Origin of the sequence: Leptospira montravelensis, assembly GCF_004770045.1 — a bacterium.
GTDB lineage: Bacteria > Spirochaetota > Leptospiria > Leptospirales > Leptospiraceae > Leptospira_A > Leptospira_A montravelensis.
Window position 1 is genome coordinate 18,064 of the sequence record NZ_RQFO01000009.1, and the last position, 18,035, is coordinate 36,098.

Annotated in this window: 20 protein-coding genes; 13 read left to right on the forward strand and 7 right to left on the reverse strand. The window is 34.4% G+C overall.

Going from position 1 to position 18,035, the window contains the following annotated elements:
- The first annotated feature begins 102 nt into the window (after positions 1-102).
- From EHQ31_RS06605 to EHQ31_RS06620, 4 genes are all read left to right on the forward strand, one after another.
- Positions 103-1,389, forward strand: coding sequence for a sensor histidine kinase (locus EHQ31_RS06605; protein ID WP_135575029.1), 1,287 nt, complete (start codon positions 103-105; stop codon positions 1,387-1,389).
- A gap of 442 nt (positions 1,390-1,831) precedes the next feature.
- A complete protein-coding gene (locus EHQ31_RS06610) occupies positions 1,832-2,818 on the forward strand; it encodes a DUF5692 family protein (protein ID WP_135575027.1) in 987 nt (328 codons plus the stop codon).
- 7 nt (positions 2,819-2,825) lie between these two features.
- A complete protein-coding gene (locus tag EHQ31_RS06615) occupies positions 2,826-3,494 on the forward strand; it encodes a DUF2461 domain-containing protein (protein WP_135575025.1) in 669 nt (222 codons plus the stop codon).
- 48 nt (positions 3,495-3,542) lie between these two features.
- Positions 3,543-4,838, forward strand: coding sequence for a glycoside hydrolase family 1 protein (locus EHQ31_RS06620; protein ID WP_135575023.1), 1,296 nt, complete (start codon positions 3,543-3,545; stop codon positions 4,836-4,838).
- A 107-nt stretch (positions 4,839-4,945) separates the two neighbouring features.
- Here the strand turns inward: EHQ31_RS06620 and EHQ31_RS06625 are convergent, their stop codons facing one another.
- From EHQ31_RS06625 to EHQ31_RS06635, 3 genes are all read right to left on the reverse strand, one after another.
- Positions 4,946-5,332 carry a hypothetical protein gene (locus EHQ31_RS06625; protein ID WP_135575021.1) on the reverse strand — a complete coding sequence of 129 codons (387 nt, stop codon included), beginning with the start codon at positions 5,330-5,332 and terminating at the stop codon, positions 4,946-4,948.
- A gap of 164 nt (positions 5,333-5,496) precedes the next feature.
- Positions 5,497-6,420, reverse strand: a complete 924-nt coding sequence (locus tag EHQ31_RS06630; RefSeq protein ID WP_135575019.1) for an ankyrin repeat domain-containing protein — start codon at positions 6,418-6,420, stop codon at positions 5,497-5,499.
- A gap of 7 nt (positions 6,421-6,427) precedes the next feature.
- Positions 6,428-6,925: a DUF3592 domain-containing protein gene (locus tag EHQ31_RS06635; RefSeq protein ID WP_135575017.1), complete on the reverse strand. Its 498-nt coding sequence runs from the start codon at positions 6,923-6,925 to the stop codon at positions 6,428-6,430.
- Between the two features lie 108 nt (positions 6,926-7,033).
- On the opposite strand from EHQ31_RS06635, the gene EHQ31_RS06640 reads away from it, so the two are divergent.
- From EHQ31_RS06640 to lsa20, 3 genes are all read left to right on the forward strand, one after another.
- A complete protein-coding gene (locus tag EHQ31_RS06640) occupies positions 7,034-7,942 on the forward strand; it encodes a thioredoxin domain-containing protein (protein WP_167481644.1) in 909 nt (302 codons plus the stop codon).
- Between the two features lie 61 nt (positions 7,943-8,003).
- Positions 8,004-9,473 carry an NADase-type glycan-binding domain-containing protein gene (locus EHQ31_RS06645; protein ID WP_135575015.1) on the forward strand — a complete coding sequence of 490 codons (1,470 nt, stop codon included), beginning with the start codon at positions 8,004-8,006 and terminating at the stop codon, positions 9,471-9,473.
- A 7-nt stretch (positions 9,474-9,480) separates the two neighbouring features.
- Positions 9,481-10,098 carry an LIC11469 family lipoprotein adhesin Lsa20 gene (gene lsa20 / locus EHQ31_RS06650; RefSeq protein ID WP_135575013.1) on the forward strand — a complete coding sequence of 206 codons (618 nt, stop codon included), beginning with the start codon at positions 9,481-9,483 and terminating at the stop codon, positions 10,096-10,098.
- On the opposite strand, the gene EHQ31_RS18920 is transcribed toward lsa20, so the two are convergent.
- From EHQ31_RS18920 to EHQ31_RS06670, 4 genes are all read right to left on the reverse strand, one after another.
- On the reverse strand, positions 10,095-10,274 hold the full coding sequence (locus EHQ31_RS18920; protein WP_244247292.1) for an EAL domain-containing protein: 180 nt from the start codon (positions 10,272-10,274) through the stop codon (positions 10,095-10,097). The two genes, lsa20 and EHQ31_RS18920, sit on opposite strands and share 4 nt — an antisense overlap.
- A 205-nt stretch (positions 10,275-10,479) precedes the next feature.
- Positions 10,480-10,677, reverse strand: a complete 198-nt coding sequence (locus EHQ31_RS06660) for a response regulator (RefSeq protein ID WP_135575009.1) — start codon at positions 10,675-10,677, stop codon at positions 10,480-10,482.
- A 350-nt stretch (positions 10,678-11,027) separates the two neighbouring features.
- Positions 11,028-12,293 carry a methyl-accepting chemotaxis protein gene (locus EHQ31_RS06665; RefSeq protein WP_135575007.1) on the reverse strand — a complete coding sequence of 422 codons (1,266 nt, stop codon included), beginning with the start codon at positions 12,291-12,293 and terminating at the stop codon, positions 11,028-11,030.
- 9 nt (positions 12,294-12,302) lie between these two features.
- Positions 12,303-12,695: an STAS/SEC14 domain-containing protein gene (locus EHQ31_RS06670; protein WP_135575005.1), complete on the reverse strand. Its 393-nt coding sequence runs from the start codon at positions 12,693-12,695 to the stop codon at positions 12,303-12,305.
- 264 nt (positions 12,696-12,959) lie between these two features.
- On the opposite strand from EHQ31_RS06670, the gene EHQ31_RS06675 reads away from it, so the two are divergent.
- From EHQ31_RS06675 to EHQ31_RS06700, 6 genes are all read left to right on the forward strand, one after another.
- A complete protein-coding gene (locus tag EHQ31_RS06675) occupies positions 12,960-13,199 on the forward strand; it encodes a hypothetical protein (protein ID WP_135575003.1) in 240 nt (79 codons plus the stop codon).
- Between the two features lie 334 nt (positions 13,200-13,533).
- The gene (locus EHQ31_RS06680; protein ID WP_135575001.1) at positions 13,534-14,991 is read left to right on the forward strand and encodes an NAD(P)/FAD-dependent oxidoreductase; all 1,458 of its coding nucleotides are present in this window, start codon (positions 13,534-13,536) and stop codon (positions 14,989-14,991) included.
- 18 nt (positions 14,992-15,009) lie between these two features.
- Positions 15,010-15,204, forward strand: coding sequence for a hypothetical protein (locus EHQ31_RS06685; RefSeq protein ID WP_135574999.1), 195 nt, complete (start codon positions 15,010-15,012; stop codon positions 15,202-15,204).
- A 108-nt stretch (positions 15,205-15,312) separates the two neighbouring features.
- Positions 15,313-15,942 (forward strand): DUF2306 domain-containing protein, encoded by a 630-nt coding sequence (locus EHQ31_RS06690; protein WP_135574997.1) that lies wholly within the window; start codon positions 15,313-15,315, stop codon positions 15,940-15,942.
- Positions 15,943-16,055: 113 nt separating this feature from the next.
- Complete coding sequence (locus EHQ31_RS06695) at positions 16,056-16,523, forward strand: MarR family winged helix-turn-helix transcriptional regulator (protein WP_135574995.1); 468 nt, start codon at positions 16,056-16,058, stop codon at positions 16,521-16,523.
- 72 nt (positions 16,524-16,595) lie between these two features.
- Positions 16,596-17,771 (forward strand): thiolase family protein, encoded by a 1,176-nt coding sequence (locus EHQ31_RS06700; protein WP_135575076.1) that lies wholly within the window; start codon positions 16,596-16,598, stop codon positions 17,769-17,771.
- The last annotated feature ends 264 nt before the right edge of the window (positions 17,772-18,035 follow it).

Here is an 18,035-nt window from a genome sequence, read left to right on the forward strand (position 1 = left end):
AGTATAAATTTAAATTGAGTTAGCTTCAATAATGAAATCGAATATTAGAATATATTATTTGTATATTGAGCTAAACACTGCTTGTTAACTGAATCTCACATATTGGATGTATTAGAATCTTTTCTTTCTGCACTACCTTTGGGAAATTATGCAGTTTTTAACAACCAATTAGAGTTAAAAATATTAAAAGGACCAGTATTTGATGAAGAAAAAATCAGTGAATATCTAAATGACCTAAACTCGGAAAGTTTTTTAAAAATACCTTCTTTAGCTAAATTCAATATAAGTCATAATAGATTTTTAGATGTACTAGATGGTAAAACATATCTAGATGAAAAATTTATAGATAACTTCTATCATTGTTTTAAGATTTCTGCGATTTTCATTCCAGAAGAATTGATCAGTCAAAGTTTGGTTCAGCCCGAACAGTTTCTATTATTTTCCTGGATTCCAAAAGAACGAAACATTTTAGAACATTTTGGAATGGAAAATCTTTCAGAAAAACAAAATAGAATCATCGCCTATGAGGAAAGTTTGTTCAAGGAAATTAAAAGTATCTTTGATTGGAGAAAAGAGATAGGGAAAAAAACAAAACATAAATATTGGATGCTGAAGGCCTTACCAAATTTAAACACAAGTTTGATGCAAGGAACTGGTTTAGGAGGTTTAGTTACTTCAATGGGTGCGATGATTCGAAAAGTTGAAAAGAGTGAAAATGTGGCTACAATCCCGATTCGAAATTTTGAGTTAGTTGAGGAAAATTTTAAGTATACTAAAAAATTAGTAAACTCATTGGCTGTTGCACAAAGGTATTTTGAGGAAGTTGATTTTGAGTTAGAACCTTTTACGGTTCAAGAAGTAATAAATATAATCAAAGAGATTACAGAAGATTTGGTAGATATGTTAGATATTAAAAAACAGAAAATTATAGTATCTGTTCTTCCTAATGCAAATTCATATTCTGTAAAACTTAATAAAGAAAGACTGATTACGATAGTTAAGGAGTTATTTATCAATGCGATGAAATATTCGCCAGATGATGTTTCTTTAATAGTTCTCTTTTTGATAACAGAACAAAAGTTTTTAATTAAGTTCGTTAATCCTTCTGATGAAAAAGGACTTACAACTATGGAATTTGGACATTCAGACGATTTAGCTTTTTTCCATCCATTTTTTAGATTGAATAAGGTCGTTGATGAACGTTTTGATAAGGAAGATTTTGCACTCGGTCTAGGATTATCCATTGTAAAAAAAATTACTGAGGATATGGGAGGTAGTATACAGATTGGAACAATACAATCAGGAATATATCAGAATGTACTTCATACGAATCAGGTAGATCAAAATTTTGCCGAGGTTTGTATTACTTTGGAATTCAATTGGTTCTGATTTTCATTTGTTCTGAAGTAACACAATTTAACTGAAGTTTTTTTATTCCGCTCACCGTGATAAGTTCTGTGAATGTTGATTGGATTTTATATCCGTGTAGTGTTAGTTGAAAATTGCTTTAATTTTTGGAAAGGCTTTACTATTTTTTTCCCGAGACCAAATCCTTGCGCTCGTGGATAGGTAGGGCTTGGTCTGCCAAAAGGCAGACGGAAGCGAAAGCGGACCCCGGAGTCACCCCCTTGTTTAAACAAAATGTTTTTCTACTAAATCATTGGGAGCGCCCTTCAAAATTCTCTTAGAAGTTTTCTAAATACCTGGCAACTAACATCTATTCATTAAAGTAAGATTTCTTGACTTTGCTTGATTCGTTGGTCATAATGAAGATGGAAAGTGGATTTGGAAAATTATAGATTTAGAATTAGAAATTAGGAGAGGTTTTGAAATGTGGACATTTAATGCCGAGGAAGGCACGACTACAGCACAGGGATTTGGAATTTGGTTTCTTGTTTTTATATCATTATTTGTTTTTAATGAATTTGCAAGAAGATGGAAGTGGGCAGGTTTTTTTAGTTTTTTTATTTTGCCAAGTTTGCTAACGGTACTTTGGTTTTTCTTTATGAAGGAAAAAACTTATACGGATTGGTTTCACTTAGTGAAGGTTTATTCTGCCACTGCTGGTTGTATTATCTTTTGGGCGATTCGGCATGTTCAGATAAAGGATAATAAAGGGACTGTGAGGTGGCGTTTAGCAAATGTTAAATTTGCACTTGTTTTTCCTGCTTTGATTTTAGCAGTAAATATCATCGAAGCGGTAACACGTGATTTTCAAGTAGGGAAAGAATATTGGAATTTATTTTCTGGACCAATTGAAGGTGAAGTGACTGGAGTACTTGGTGGGCCTTGGAATTATATGAATGCGATGGCAGGGATTCTTAACACGGTGACCATTACAGGGTGGTTTGGAATTGTAATTCGAAAAGAAACAAACTCTGATAAAAGTCGGGATATGTTATGGCCTGATATGTTGTGGTTTTGGATTATTGCGTATGATCTTTGGAATTTCAGTTATACATATAATTGTATTCCAACACATTCTTGGTATGCCGGACTTGCACTTCTCATTGCACCTACTTTATGTGCATTTACTTTGGGAAAAGGGGCTTGGTTACAGCACCGTGCACAAACACTTGCTATTTGGTGTATGTTTGCACAAACATTTCCAACTTTTTTAGATTCAGGTGCTTATGTAGTTAAGTCAACGTACCAACCTTGGATTTATACCTCTGTGGCAGCCATTGCGTTAGCTAGTAATGTTGTCGTGTTTTGTTATATGATATATAAGTGGGTGAAAACTAAACGAAATCCATACGCTGGCGAAATTTTTACTGACTTAGGAGAATATAAAACCATAAAAGCCCTAGCGGAATAAAATTTCTATGGTAATCAGTAAAAATATCTTAAAATTCTTAAACGAACTAAAAATAAATAACCAAAGAACTTGGTTTCTTGAAAACAAAGAAAGGTTTAAAGAAATTCAAAATGAATTAGTCGTTTTAACTGGGTATTTATTATCGGAAATTGAGAAATTTGACAAAAGCGTAAAAGGTGTAGATCCTAAATCTTGTATATTTAGGATCTACAAGGATGTTCGCTTTTCAAAAGATAAAAGTCCCTATAAAACACATTTAGGGATTTTTATGAGAGGTGGGAATCAAAAGATAGAAGGTACTGGTTATTATTTACATATTGAACCAGAAGCATCTTTGTTAGGTGGTGGTTGTTATAAACCAGAACCGAAGGCTTTGCAGAAAATCCGCGAGCGTATAGTTGCCGATACGGATTCATTCCAAAAGATTCTAACAAATAGACAGTTTGTGGAAAATTTTGGAAATACCTTTTATGCCGAAAAGTTGAAAACAGTGCCAAAAGGTTTTGCAAAAGACCATCCATCAATTGAATTTTTGAAATACAAAGGATTCGCTGTAGTTAAAAAAATAAAAAATTCTGATTTAACATCTGACCACTTTTTAAAGGATGCAATTCATAGTTTTCGTGTTTTATACCCGCTCAATCAATTTATAGAAGCAAGTATTGCTAAAAAATAATTTGGTTCGGTTTGTAAATCCCAATGTATTGGTGAGAAGGAGATAGAAATGTCAAAAAGTTTTGAATTGCCAAAGGGCTTTTTGTTGGGTTCAGCAACAGCTGCGACTCAAATTGAAGGTGGGAATATCAATAATAATTGGTATTATTGGTCTTTGGCAGGTAAAGTTGGAAATGGAGAGTCTAGTTTTACAGGAGCAGACCATTATGCGCGTTATGTGGAGGATGTAAAACTTCTTTCTAAACTCAATCAAGAATGTTACCGAATGAGTATTGAGTGGAGTCGAATCCAACCTTCCGAAAATGAATGGTCAATGGAAGCTGTGGACCATTATCGTGATGAGTTTCGGCTTCTTTTGGAAGCTGGAATAAAACCTTTGGTTACCCTCCATCATTTTTCTTGTCCTGAATGGTTTCAAAAAAAGGGAGGATGGTTGGGAAAAAATGCTATAAAAGAATTTCTCGAATTTGTTGAATTTGCGGTTAATCATTTTGGTGATTTGGTTTCCGAATGGTGCACCATCAACGAACCTAATGTCTTTGCTAATGATAGTTATGTGGATGGTAAATATCCTCCGGGAAGTTACGGTGACATACCTGCATACTTAAAAGTAACTCGCCGACTCATTTTGGCTCACTTAAAGTCTTATCAACTCATCCATAAAATCAGAAAGGAATCTTGTTTTTCTAATCCAACTAAGGTTGGTTTTGCGCACCATCTGGCCATTTTTTCGCCTCTTACCTCGCATCCTTTGGCACGTCTAGGTTGTTTTTTGAGCGATTATTTATTTCATGAAATTCAAATGAAAGGTTTTGTAGAGGGAAAGTTATCATTTCCCATTGGATTTGGTTATCCGGAAGGTAAGGGTTTGTTTTGTGATTTCATAGGGATCAATTATTATTCACGCCATCTGTTTAAAGCAAGTTATAATCCTGGAAATCTTTTTGCTACACCTATGGTAGATCCGAATTGCCCAGATGCTCGTAAAAATGATTTGGGTTGGGAGATTTATCCAGAAGGACTTTCTAAAGTTTGTCACAGAGTTTGGGACGATTACAAACTTCCTATTTATATTACTGAAAATGGAATTCCAGATGCAAAGGACGAAAAGAGAGAAAAGTATATTGTCGACCATTTAGCAGAGATTCGGCGGCTGTTAGATGAAGGTGTGTCTGTAGAACGATATTATTACTGGTCTTTTTTAGACAATCTTGAGTGGAATGACGGGTACGGACCAAAATTTGGACTTGTTGAGGTGGATTATAATAACATGAAACGGACGATTCGTAAAAGTGGATTTCGTTATGCAGAGATTTGTAAAACTAAAAAATTCGAACTTAAATAAGAAAATAGTTTTTTAAGAATGTTTTTCTAGTTAAACTAAGTTGCAAAGTTTGCACCTAACATAAAATAGAAAAACATTCAGAGTTTATTTTTAGAAATTTTATTTGTTTATTTTCTGAATTTTTTTGTTAAAAGATAAGAAACAAAAATAATTACAAGTATTGAGTCAAACACAAGGGCAATTCCGGACTTAGCAAAGTAGGCTTGCCCATAGATCAAATTAAGCAAAACAAAGGTAGTTTTACTCATTGAGGAAACAACAAGAATTAGACTGCGGTTTGGTTCGTTGTAGGCACCATACACAAGCATCCCGCCGGTGATCGCAATCAGAGCTCCCCAGTTACGCACAATGATATTGGCCAAATCGCCATTCAAAGTATCACCAAATGTTAATGTGAGTCCTAAGCTCGGATGTAAAGCAGAAAGGATCATGGAAAAGGTAATAATACCAGAGCCAAGCATAATCCATTTGATATTGGAAAAAATCAGATTCATTCAAAATACCTCGGTGCTAAAAGGAACAGAAACCAAAGGAAATGCGAGAATTTTATTTTCTTTTTACGCTTTTTATTTCCATCTAACAGTCTTAAGTATTTGCTTTTGAAATAAAAATCGATTCGTTCTTTTTTAAACACTAACATCACAAGTGTTTTGCGATGTTAGTGTTTTTTATTGCGATATTTATTTAGGTAATTAACAATTTCATTTGTTTCTGAATAATCATAGTATGTTTGGATGAAATCGAAAATAGAATGGCCTTCCTTATCTTTTGAATTGATATCCGCACCATTTTCAAGAAGTAACTTTACTAAATTTAAATTAAGTGTGCGAGATTCTACAAGTAAACGAAGGATTGACCTACCAGTAGGGTCTTTTGCGTTTACGTCGGCACCTTTTTTTATCATGTATTGTATAATGTTTATATTTGGTTCTTCTTTTGTGGTCAAATACATCAAAGGAGAATATTGATTTTTATCTTTTGCATTGATATCCACGGCATTGTCTACGAACAACTGAACCATTTTAAAGTTCACTTGTTTGCGATTACAAACTATGTTTAAAATTGTACCGTTGCCATTTGTTTTTTCTAAATTCAAATTATGGCGAATCATGAGTTTAATAAGGTCGAATTGGTTGTTTGCAATTGCTGGTTGCACCACAAGTCTTCCTAAGTAATTCACTGCATTAACATCCGCATGATTCTCGATCAAATAACGTGCAATATTGATTCGATTATTATCTAACGCGTAAAATAATGCGGTTTCCCCTTTTTTATCCTTTTCTTCTAAATTTACACCAGCTGAAACCAAAATTTTGATTTTTGCCATATCAGAACTAATTACTGCTTTGTGTAATTCAGGTAAACTTTGGTATTCACGGAAGTCGTCGATTTTGTTACCAATACTTTGGTAACCTTTCCTAACTGCGTCGATAACGAGAACAGGAGAAAGGATGATATAATGATACCATTCTAATTTAACCAAATCTTTGTTTTGGCTGAAAATTGAGTTGGGAATGATACAGAAGAGTAGTATTCCCATGCCGATTCGAAAACTTTTGTATGGTAACAGTTTTAAATCCATTGAACTTTTAAAATTGATCTGCGTGAGCTTGTGGATTGAATAAGTTCACAATTTTATCTTTTATATTCGAAAGAATTTTGCCGAAGAAAGTTCCTACTAAAAATATTCCTATGCTGAAGAGTATATTTCTCAAAGGCTCATACCATAATTCAAAAAAGGAATTGATAATAGCATAATCTGGTTGGTTTTCTGAAAGATATAAGGGAACTGATTGTCCGATCTTGTACTGATTGCCAACTTCACCCAAAATTTTGCCATGAATTTCATATGTTTTTCCATTCACTTGGTATTTGATAATTGGTCTTAGGATGTAGTGAGTAGTCCCATAACGTTTGTTACCGGTTTGAGTTGAATAATCTGTTTCTTTGTAAGAAGATACAACTTTTCCAAAAATTTTGCTCCCAGACTGTATTGTGATGATTTTACCTAGACTCGCATAAACCGAAGTAAAGAAGAGATACAGAGCGAATAACTGTAATATGCGCGAGAAGATTTTAATTTTCATACAAGAGACTTATCAAAATGGAAACAATTTCCACTTTCAATCAAAAAAACAATTTTAATCATACAAAAATACTTGAGACTATTTACTACAGATCTTAGGATTTCGAATGTGCCCATAGTCATTTTATTTTTCTTTATTTTTTCTTGTTCTGAGCCTTTATCGGAAAATCGGTATCTACCAGAATCCTTACCTTCTGAGGAATCAATCAAGGAAACACTTTCATCAGAGATTCATATGAATCAATTAAATGAGAAAGCTAAGACCCTTGGAATCACATTACAAGAGTGGAAGGAAACTGAGAAAAAACTTGTTTCGGAATTGGACATCAATCATTACTGGAGTTCAGAAAAACATCAGTTACGAAGTTCCATGCAGGATACAGATGCAATTGATCGATTGCGCGAAATGATTCGCATACGTATTGTTTGGAGTCGTATCTTTCAAAAAGCGAATATTAGTATAAAGCAAAAGCCTTTTGACCAATCAAGGGCAACTATACTCTCAAAAATAAATAGTAAGTTCACACCTCAATTGGGGCAACCCAAAGCAAAATGGGCGATCATTGAATGGAGTGATTATTTATGTGGATTTTGTAAAGAAACCTTTCCCCATACGAAAATAATACTTACGAAATACAAAAATCAGATTTTTTATATCCATAAAGATTTTCCATTGGATGGTGAATCAAACCAAAGTTTAGCACCGCTCGTTGTGTCACGTTGTCTGTGGGATAGAGACCCAAATCATTTTACAGATCATATGCAAAACCTATATTCTCATGCGAGAACAATGATTAAATCAGAGGATCCAATACCTAACCAATCTAGTGTTTGGTCTGAATGTGATTCACAAAGAGAAACAAAAAAATACTTAGATCTAGTAAAAAAGGATTGGGAAGAAGCAAAAAAACTGGGAGTCACTGCAATCCCTACATTCTGGGTGAATGGTCGATGGATCGTCGGCTCTTTGAATACTGAGTCTTGGGAAAGAGTGTTGAAAGATACAAAAGGTCCTTAAAAATTTCTTGCCTTCTCCATTAAATGCATTCTTGTTGATCCACATTTTGAAAGGACAGATTATGAAACTTAAATCTTGTTTGTTTTCCTTTTTGATTCTATTAGTTTTATTAACAGTGAATTGTGGCAAAAAACTCCACTTTTCGATGGTCACCTCCACTTCTATGGAAAATGGTCTCCCCTTTCTCGTATTAGGTGGAAAAGAGTGGAAAGCGGAACCAGGTGCTGAATTTGTTAAGTTACATTTTTATGCGGACAATGCGTTCGCTTTGACAAAAGTTTCTATTGAATCTTGTTCAGGTAAGTTCAAAGACCGAATTGCCGCCTATGTCAACTTTGATGAAGTATACGCAAGTACTGATGTTCAAAATTCAAATTCAGAAGTGATTTTTGATCCAGTTGTACAAGCTAGATCAGTAACTTTGAATTTCCAAAGAAATCAAAATATATGTATTAAGTCAGTTAAGTTTTATGATGAAAAAAAAAGTGCCTACAGGACCTACACACCGGAAATAATTTCTGGAACCGTTACTGCATCTGAAACTGCATCCCCAGAACCAACTTATTCTGTTATGAATCTTTTTGATTCTAAATATGAAAATGGTTATTCGTCAGTAAAGGGTGGTGTTGGTGTAACGTTTAACTTTGATTTTGCTGAAAAGAAAAAAATATCAGTATTAAAGGTTTGGAATGGTTACCAACGTTCCGATGTCCATTGTATTAAAAATGGACGTGTAAAGTCCTTTCTCTTGAAAGGAGATGATGGATATTTAGCGAAGGTCAACTTGGAAGATTCAATGGGCAGTCAAGAAATTCAATTGCCCACACCTTTTAATGGCCAAAAATTAACGATAAAAGTAGAAGAGATTTATCCTGGATTAACAGAAAAAGGAATCGTCTTATCTGAGTTACGGTTTGGTGATGATGGGGAATGGTTTGTGATGGATACCCTTCCTAAATCAAAAGATACCGCTGCAAAAAACTTTGACGCATTCGCAAAGGCTTCTTTGCGAAAAGTATTGAATCGAGGTTTGACGGGCAGAGAAGTTTCTGAAGTAGTGGATGAAACTATTTCCGATGTTCCAGCAGGTGCAGAAAATGAAGTAGCTATTGAGGAAAATTTAGATCCACCATCGTCATCTGATTGGACCATTCGTCTTCGGTCTGATGGTACTTTCTTTTTGGAAGGATCAACTGCACGTACAAATTATGATGCAGGTGAAGAAAGCTCTAATCGTTTTTATGGAATGGGAAATTATGAAATCAAAGATATAAGTCCAGGTAAAATTCAGATGCGAATTTTTGGATTCTTACGCAAACAAACATTTACTAACTTTTTAGATTACGGAGGTGGAGATTGTAATGGTTGTGGACGCGATTGTAATCTTGTGAAAAATCCAGATCCGAACAACAGTGAAAAAATTTTCCAGGAGTTTGTTACCTTACAAATGCGAGGAAAACAATTCTATTTAACAAATGCTAAAAAAACTGAAAATTTAGACTTCTCTACTTTGGAACTCAATTTAGAATAAATTAAAAATGAAAGTTTGTTTTCAGCAAATATCGGTCGTTATCTGTTCTATATTGTTTTTTTTCAATTTCTCTTGTGGAGGTGAAACTGAAAAATACGAACACTCAAATGTAGAGTCTACTGTAATAAATCCAATAAAAGCAAATAAGGTTTCCATTCATATTCAATGGGAATCAACAACTCTTCCCCTAAAAATGGAAATCCGAGAGCCTAACGGAGCACAAACGTTGGCTTTGTGGACAACTGGTTCGGTAAAAGAAGGGAAATTGGTTCCTTTTGGTGATTTAATTCCTGAGAATACGATTGTCCTGAAACCAGGTTCCAAAAAACAGTTTTTACTTGTGATGAAAAATCCAACCGATATTGCTGTCCATTTTTTTGCGGCACCACATTCGGCAATGCCTGTTGAACATAGTTTTGGATTCAAATTTAAATGTTTATGTGTCAACCATGCTTTTACAGTTCCTCCAAAGGAAACTTGGTATCGAGTTGTGGAAATTCGACTAGCGCCAGATTATTTAGGTGATGAATTAATTTTAACACATAACCTAATTAGTATTAGTCGAGAAAGAATGTTGCAGTTTGAAAAAAGTGCTAGCAGTAATCTTCCCAGTGAAATGGATTAATTCTCTTCTGATACCAAATTACAAAAAATTAGAAAATCATCTAAGCTCATTGGTTTTGCGATAAAATAACCTTGACCAATATCACATTTCATACTTTTTAATTGTTCCCAATCAATTTTTGTTTCTACACCTTCTGCCATACATTTTATTTGTAATTTGCCTGCCATTTCTGTCATGGCGGCAGTTTCAGTAATTTCAAGTATTATAAATTTTGGATCTACCTCTAAGTTTTTTACGATTTGAATAATTTTGTCTGCAAGTTTTTTATCAACTAATGAAGAGAGTGAAAGATTTACAGAGGTTGAAAAAAAAGGAGTAAATTCCCCATTCGTTAAAACTTTTAAAATTTCGTCTAAACTAAAAATTGATCCATTTTTTAATTCATATCCTGATTTGCTTTAACTGGGAGAGTTTTGCTGGTTTGATCATTACTTCGTCCATTTCCACCGAAAGACAGTGTTCATTTTCTTCGCTCAATACATTGGCAGTGTAAGCTATGATCGAAATTCTTTTCTGAGAATTAAAACGTTCAAGATTTCTAATATCTTTTGTTAAAACATATCCATCTTTTGCGGGCATCTGACATTCTGTAATGATCAAATTATAATATAGGAAATAATAAAATATAACAACTGTGAAGTGGTGGATTAACTAATTTTTATGATGAATTTTATTCCGTTCGTTCTTAGGTATTTAAATAATTGAAAAAATTATCCTTAAAAATGTACAAAATGTACTTTTTTTATAGGATGATGCAATAAATTAAAAAGAGGTTTTTTGGTTAGTTGTCTGAAATGGACTGGATAGTTTTGTTTCCTGATTGTAAATCTAAGTAATCAGAATTCTGTAAATGTGAGTAAGTGAGAATGCCTAGGAAGTATGAAGGAGAATTTCTTTCTAGGCTTTTGTTTTAATATCTTTTAAGAAAGTTATTTGAATAATAAAATCACTCCACCAATATCATCTGTTGTCGATTTTATTTTTTCCAAAAGTTTGGATAAAGTTTCACCTTCTGAAAATGTTGCTTTTACGCTAGAGTCCATTGCTTGTGCCACATCTGAAATCAATTTTTGCGAATTGTTTTGATCTGCAATGTTCTCTTTAATCTCAGCCAACATTTGCGATAGTTGATTGGATTCAAAAATTAATTTTTCTTTTATCTGACTCTGGTTAGTTGCAGATTCAGAAATAAAATCTATCTTCTGAAAAATTTCTTTTACTTCACTAATGATTTCTTTATAGAGTTGATTGGTTTCGCTGATTTTTTGTCGGTTGAGTGTTACTTCTTCTTTATTCCGTTTTACGTTATTGTCAATTTCTTTGATGCTATTAGAAGTTTGTGTCGCTAATTTGGAAACTTCTTGAGCTACCACTGCAAACCCACTTCCGTATTCGCCAGCCCTCGCTGCTTCAATGGAAGCATTCAGTGCCAATAAATTTACGCGTTCTGAAATTTCTTTGATAACAACTACCATCCCTTCAATTTTCCCAGAACTCACGGCAATGTTTTCAATTACATTTGCCATTTCTTCTAATGCTTTGTTTCCTTTTTGAATTTTTTCTGAAATACCGAATGTTAATGTTTTTGATAAATTACTATTTTTTTCTGATTCGTTTATATATTCTGAGAGCACCTTGATACTTTCTGAGACACTGATAAGAGTTTCATAGTTATTTGCAGATGCATTTTCTATGTTGGTCATATTTTCGGTCATTTTCCGAACAGCTTCTTCTAAGTTTTGAGAATAATTTTTTTGACGGTTTAAACTAGAATTAAATGAATCATCTACTGATTGTGCATCACCTATGGAAGTGGAAAGACCTTTTGTTGCATCCTTTAAAAGTGTGATGATATCTTGGAAAATATGAAGAAGTTCAAATATTGAAAGTAGGATGGAATCAACTTCGTTCCTTTTGTTCAGTTTCGATTTAATTGTTGGATCAATGTACAAACTTCCTTTAATTGCATTGGTGATGGTAGTTTTGATTACAGCAAATTGGACTTTGTAGTTTCTGATTTGAATTAACGCAAAAAATATGGTGGCTAATGAAAAAATAAGACCTGCCGACTGCAATGAAACCATAACCCAATTGAATTCTGAGACACCAATTAATTGGTATCCCAGAGAAATGAGTTGGATTGTGATTAATGCAATCGAGAGGAAAAGATACTGAGTAGATTTTCTATATTTCATGAAAGGAATCTAAACCGACTCCAGCCATTTATATCCCTCTTCAGGAGTTTCAAAAATTTTGACTTCGATTCCGTTGGAAGCAAAAAAATCAACTAGGTTTTTTTCTGACATCGCGGAAAGCGCAGATTGCGGTTGCACCAAGGCCCATTTTTTCCAACCCGCTTTGATTGCTCTTGGAGTCCAGTCGTTGTTTAACCACTCCACATCCTCTGCCGTATGGGTTCCCATATTTCGGTTGTCTGAAAGCCATTTGACAGCCTTATGTTGGATGAGCGCCTCAACACCTTTATTGAGACTTTCTTTTAAATTGGCTCCTGTGTTTTTCCCATTCTGAGTAAGAACAACGATCTTTTTATCCTCAAGGTATTCTGTAACTGCCGTTGGGCATTGAAAAATAATCATTCGATTTATCCTTTTAATTGATCTGATTCATATTTTTTAGAGACGAAATTTGCAAGGTAATTCTATTTCGAAGGAAGGAATTTTTTAAAAATATGTATGAGATCGGAAGTGCGAAAAAAATTTTTGATTCGCTAGAACAATGTTTTTTTAGTCAAACGATTTATATTGAACTTTATTAAATTGTATTTTCTATTTCCCATATTTTGCAAAGAAAACTAGCATCGATTCTTTTATTGGAAAATTTAAACAGAGATTGAGGAAAATATGGAAGAAAAGAGATATTGGCAAAATTCAGAACCATACCACCTAGTTGAAGTTATGTTGGAAGCAGATCGGGTAATATTTAAAGATTGGTTTGACTCGGGAAAGGATCCCAATCGTTACGATTGGAGTTTAAATGAATTTTTAATGGGAGAAGGGAAATCACAAATTGAATACTTTTTAAGTCACTCTATTTACAATGAAATTTTGGAAGCTGTGAAGTATCGATTGATGAAAAGATAATAGTTACTAATTTTTAGTATTAATTTTATTGATCGTAATTTAAGTGATTAGTTTTTTTCTACTCGAAGCCGAGTTATATTTCTAATGGCTGCATGATGAAAATCATTTTTTTGCCACATAGAAAGACTTTGTAATTTAAACTTTACTATCTTTCTTTTTTATCTTTAGAATCATTCCATCTTATTGAAATTCAATTTCTATTACATAATGAAACTCTAATCCTTTCCATTGCCTAAACTACGTTCATTAAAAATTTAATAAGAAGTTTTTATGGATAAAGTTTTTCTTGATTTTGTTTTAGGCTATATACATATAGGGGTATAGGTATTATGAAATGAGAATTGTAGTGATGGGTGCGGGAATTTCGGGACATACAGCGGCTACGCTATTAAAAAGGTACTTGGGAAAAAAACACGAGGTTATTGTGATTTCACCAAATACCCATTGGAATTGGATTCCTTCCAATATTTGGGTAGGTGTAGGAGCTATGGTTCCAAAAGATGTAACCTTTGCATTAAAACCTATTTATCATAAATCAAAAATACAATTCATCCAAGCAAAAGTAACGAATTTATATCCAGAGGGTGATAAAACATCCGAACAGGCGTTTGTTGAATATGAATCGACAGCACCAGAAACAAAAGGTCAAATCAACCGAATAGGTTATGATTATTGTATCAATGCCACAGGCCCAAAACTTAATTTTTCTGCTACACCTGGACTTGGTCCCGAAGAAGGTAATACTGTTTCTGTATGTACTTATTTACATGCAGAAGAAGCGAATGAAAAATTACAAATTCTCATTCAGAGAATGAAAAAAGGGGAACTTCTTAATTTTGTATTTGGTACAGGTCATGGGATGTGCACTTGCCAAGGTGCCGCTTTTGAATATCTATTTAACGTAGACCATGAACTAAGAAAGGCCGGAGTTCGTGATAAGGCCAAAATCCTTTGGATTTCAAATGAATACGAGTTGGGTGATTTTGGGATGGGAGGAATGCATTTAGAACAAGGTGGATATGTAACTAGTAATAAAATATTCGCCGAATCATTGTTTGCCGAACGAGGTATCCAGTGGAAAACTAGGGCGCATGTGTCGAAAATAGAAAAAAACAAAATATTTTATACTACACTCGAAGGAGAAGATGGTTTTGTAAGATATGATTTTTCAATGTTAATTCCCCCTTTTAGCGGGGTAGGATTGAAGGCATTCAGGAAAAATGGAGAAGAATTCACCTCAACATTGTTTGCTGCCAATGGGATGATGAAAGTGGATGCAAACTATGAATCTAAAAATTATGAAAATTGGGATTCGACAGACTGGCCCAGTACTTACCAATCACCGTTTTATTCTAATTTATTTGGGATCGGTATTGCTTTTGCACCTCCACATCCCATTTCGAAAGTGATGAAAAATGGCGACGGAATTCAAATCTCTCCAACACCACCAAGAACTGGGATGCCTTCTGCGATTATGGGAAAGGTGGTTGCACAGAATATAACTCACCAAATCAAATCAAAAACTAAAGAGTTAAAACATAAGGCTTCTATGGCGGAGATGGGTGCAGCTTGTATCGCCTCAGCAGGTAATGGAATTTTTTCTGGTACTGCGGTTTCCATGACAGTATATCCGATTGTTCCCGATTTCAAAAAGTATCCCAAATGGGGGAGGTCACTTACTTACACGACAGGTGAGATTGGCCTTGCAGGTCATTGGATCAAGATGCTTCTGCATTATATGTTTATGTACAAAGCTAAGTGTAAACCTGGCTGGTGGCTGATTCCTGAATAAAAATTATCGGAGAAAAATATGAAACAAGAAGAACTGGTAGAATTATATATTTTGGATCAAAAGGAATTAATGTCTTCTTACAAACAAGGTGATTTTGTAGCACTTCCTAATACATACACCAAATTCTTTAGAAGATTTTTCCCTTGGCAATTGGTTAGATTTATTTGGATTAATATTCGTATGATGGTGATGATTTTTAAATCCCATCGTTAAATGAATGAAATAAATTTTTTCATAAGCAATTCTTCAGAAAACTTTTCTTGGGATTCTTTTTTGGTTGCTTGATCTGTGGATTGTTCAGGGAATAAACCATAAATTCATATGGCAACATATTCTAAAAAAGACTATTGGATGATTGGCTCTCTTCTTTTTTTAAGTTTGGTACCTACCATTGCTGGTGGCATTCGTTTCCATCAATTGATGACAGGGAATGGTTATACGGTAGAAAACCAAAGGTTCTTTAATGATCCGATTCCTGTTCTTGTTCATATACTTGCAGTTCTTTTTTTTAGCATTTTAGGTGCGTTTCAATTTTCGCCAGGCTTTCGAAAAAAACATATTGTTTGGCATCGAATTTCTGGACGATGTTTAGTATTTATGGGACTTGTATCAGCTCTCTCCGGTTTATGGCTTACACTCGTTTATCCTAAAGTTTCAACAGATGGAGATTGGCTATTTGGAATCCGTTTGGCAGTTGGAATCTGGATGTTCCTTTGTATAATGGTAGGGTTTATTTTTATTTTAAAAAGAAATATATCGAAACATAGCCATTGGATGATTCGCGGTTATGCGATTGGAATGGGAGCGGGAACACAAGTTTTTACACATTTGCCTTGGTTTATCTTTGTAGGGGGAGATCCATCCGGAGTTCCCAGGGATTTGATGATGGGAGCAGGTTGGTTTATCAATTTTGTTTTTGCCGAATGGATCATTCGAAAAAGAAATTTGTAAATTGGTAGATTAATGACTTTTATCTCTTTTTAGCTGAGTTCCTAAAAAACAGGTTTAAAATTTGATTGACAGAATGGTGTATATACACAGCTTGCTAGTAAAGGCGATTTAAAATGAAATACACACATGAGGATATAAAACAAATTGGAATATCCTGTTTGAATTTAAGTCTCCGTCGGACAAGTCGGCTCATCACTAGTTATTACGATTTACAGTTAAAACCTACAGGACTTCGTATCACTCAATTTACAGTCCTTGCAAGCATTGCTTATGAAAAAGATCCCAGTATTTCAGATCTTGCGCGTCTCACCGATATTGATAGAACCACATTACAAAGAAGTTTGGAAATTTTAAGTAGAGATAGTCTAATCACTATAGAAAAAAAAGAGATTGGAAATGTGAGGAGTATATCACTCACAAAAAAAGGGGAACTGAAACTAACAAAAGCGATCGCACTTTGGAAGGAAATCCAAAATTCAATCATGGAAGACTTAGGAAAATCTGAATTCAAACAAACCCTTCAAATTTTAACGGAATTGCGTAATCTTCCAACTATACAAATCGGTTTGGAAAATGAATGAACACTGGCTCAGTTTTTAGTTAATTAAAATTTATGAATATACAGTGTATATACACTATAAAAGGAGAGGATGATGGTTGTATTAATGGATGGAGTTCGAACTCCGTTCGGGAAATTTGGCGGTGGACTTAAAGATTATAGTGCTTCCGAACTAGGAGTCATTACCGCAAAAGAAACAATCCGCAAAACGGGATTAGATCCTTCCGAAATTGAGGAATCGATTTATGGGAATGTGATCCAAGATAATAAGGACTCTGCTTATTTAGCTAGGCATATCGGCCTTAAATCTGGATTGAGTGAAACTTCGAGCGCTCTCACTGTCAATCGCCTTTGTGGATCTGGAATGGAAAGTATCATCATAGGTTCGCGTAAAATACTTTCTCGTGAAAATGATCTTTTGTTAGTTGGTGGAACAGAATCCATGAGTAATGCCCCCTTTGTCCTAAAGAATGCTAGGTGGGGAAATAAATATGGCGATACAATTTTTGAGGACCGTTTAGCTCATAGTTTAACTGATACTTTTGTAGAACTTACAATGGGGAATACGGCTGAGAACATAGCAAAAGAAATTTTTATTTCTAGATTGGATCAAGATGATTGGGCTGGTGTTTCCCAAGTTCGAGCAGAAAAAGCAACTGAATCAGGAATTTTATCAGAAGAAATAATACCCGTCTTAAGTAAAGGTAAAAATTCCAGTTTAGTCCAAAAGGATGAACAAATCCGAGGTGTTTCATGTATCAACCAATTGAAACAACTTCCCGCGGCTTTTTTGAAAGACGGAAGTGTGACCGCAGGAAATTCATCTGGGATAAATGATGGAGCTGCCTCTCTTTTGATAGCCTCGGAGGATTGGGCTAAAAGTAAGAATTTCAAACCCTTAGCAAAAATTTTGGGATATGCGAATGTTGGATGTGATCCCAAATTAATGGGTCTAGGTCCTATATTTGCGATCCCCAAAGCTTTACAAAATGCGGGGATTCGTATGGACGATGTTGATTTGTTTGAAATCAATGAGGCATACGCATCACAAACATTAGCTGTGATTCGCGAATTGAAATTAAACCCTGAAAAAACTAATGTCAATGGAGGTGCGATTGCCATTGGTCATCCGCTAGGTGCGAGTGGGACCCGTGTGGTTTTGACACTAGCCTATGAACTGCGAAGAAAAAATTTTCGATATGGTGTGGCATCGCTTTGTATAGGTGGAGGCCAAGGCATTGCCTTGGTATTAGAAAATCTATCGGGTTAAATTTATTTAAGATGCGGGATAGGGATTTCCTTAGGTTTTCTTGTTTTTGGAAAATGAATTGTTTCTACTATAACAATAGTTACACTTTTCAATAGAGCCTGATGATTTCCCTAAGATGTTTGTGAGTTATTACTCAATGATCATTGTTCTTAATTCTTAAAACGTTAAAAGTGTTTTTGAATTCAATGGAAAACGTTTTTAACGGTATTTTATAAAAATTTAATTCTCTTAATCAATTTCCCATTGATTTTTATTTTCGCCAAT

Bases quoted from the DNA above. Each gene is read 5' to 3' on its own strand.
- EHQ31_RS06685 (WP_135574999.1), top strand. From the start codon at position 15,010: ATGAAACAAGAAGAACTGGTAGAATTATATATTTTGGATCAAAAGGAA.
- EHQ31_RS06615 (WP_135575025.1), top strand. From the start codon at position 2,826: ATGGTAATCAGTAAAAATATCTTAAAATTCTTAAACGAACTAAAAATA.
- EHQ31_RS06660 (WP_135575009.1), bottom strand. From the start codon at position 10,677: ATGCCCGCAAAAGATGGATATGTTTTAACAAAAGATATTAGAAATCTT.
- EHQ31_RS06620 (WP_135575023.1), top strand. From the start codon at position 3,543: ATGTCAAAAAGTTTTGAATTGCCAAAGGGCTTTTTGTTGGGTTCAGCA.
- EHQ31_RS06670 (WP_135575005.1), bottom strand. From the start codon at position 12,695: ATGATTATTTTTCAATGCCCAACGGCAGTTACAGAATACCTTGAGGAT.
- EHQ31_RS06675 (WP_135575003.1), top strand. From the start codon at position 12,960: ATGGAAGAAAAGAGATATTGGCAAAATTCAGAACCATACCACCTAGTT.
- EHQ31_RS06690 (WP_135574997.1), top strand. From the start codon at position 15,313: ATGGCAACATATTCTAAAAAAGACTATTGGATGATTGGCTCTCTTCTT.
- EHQ31_RS06665 (WP_135575007.1), bottom strand. From the start codon at position 12,293: ATGAAATATAGAAAATCTACTCAGTATCTTTTCCTCTCGATTGCATTA.
- lsa20 (WP_135575013.1), top strand. From the start codon at position 9,481: ATGAAAGTTTGTTTTCAGCAAATATCGGTCGTTATCTGTTCTATATTG.
- EHQ31_RS06625 (WP_135575021.1), bottom strand. From the start codon at position 5,332: ATGAATCTGATTTTTTCCAATATCAAATGGATTATGCTTGGCTCTGGT.
- EHQ31_RS18920 (WP_244247292.1), bottom strand. From the start codon at position 10,274: ATGACAGAAATGGCAGGCAAATTACAAATAAAATGTATGGCAGAAGGT.
- EHQ31_RS06680 (WP_135575001.1), top strand. From the start codon at position 13,534: ATGAGAATTGTAGTGATGGGTGCGGGAATTTCGGGACATACAGCGGCT.
- EHQ31_RS06635 (WP_135575017.1), bottom strand. From the start codon at position 6,925: ATGAAAATTAAAATCTTCTCGCGCATATTACAGTTATTCGCTCTGTAT.
- EHQ31_RS06610 (WP_135575027.1), top strand. From the start codon at position 1,832: ATGTGGACATTTAATGCCGAGGAAGGCACGACTACAGCACAGGGATTT.
- EHQ31_RS06700 (WP_135575076.1), top strand. From the start codon at position 16,596: ATGGTTGTATTAATGGATGGAGTTCGAACTCCGTTCGGGAAATTTGGC.
- EHQ31_RS06645 (WP_135575015.1), top strand. From the start codon at position 8,004: ATGAAACTTAAATCTTGTTTGTTTTCCTTTTTGATTCTATTAGTTTTA.
- EHQ31_RS06630 (WP_135575019.1), bottom strand. From the start codon at position 6,420: ATGGATTTAAAACTGTTACCATACAAAAGTTTTCGAATCGGCATGGGA.
- EHQ31_RS06695 (WP_135574995.1), top strand. From the start codon at position 16,056: ATGAAATACACACATGAGGATATAAAACAAATTGGAATATCCTGTTTG.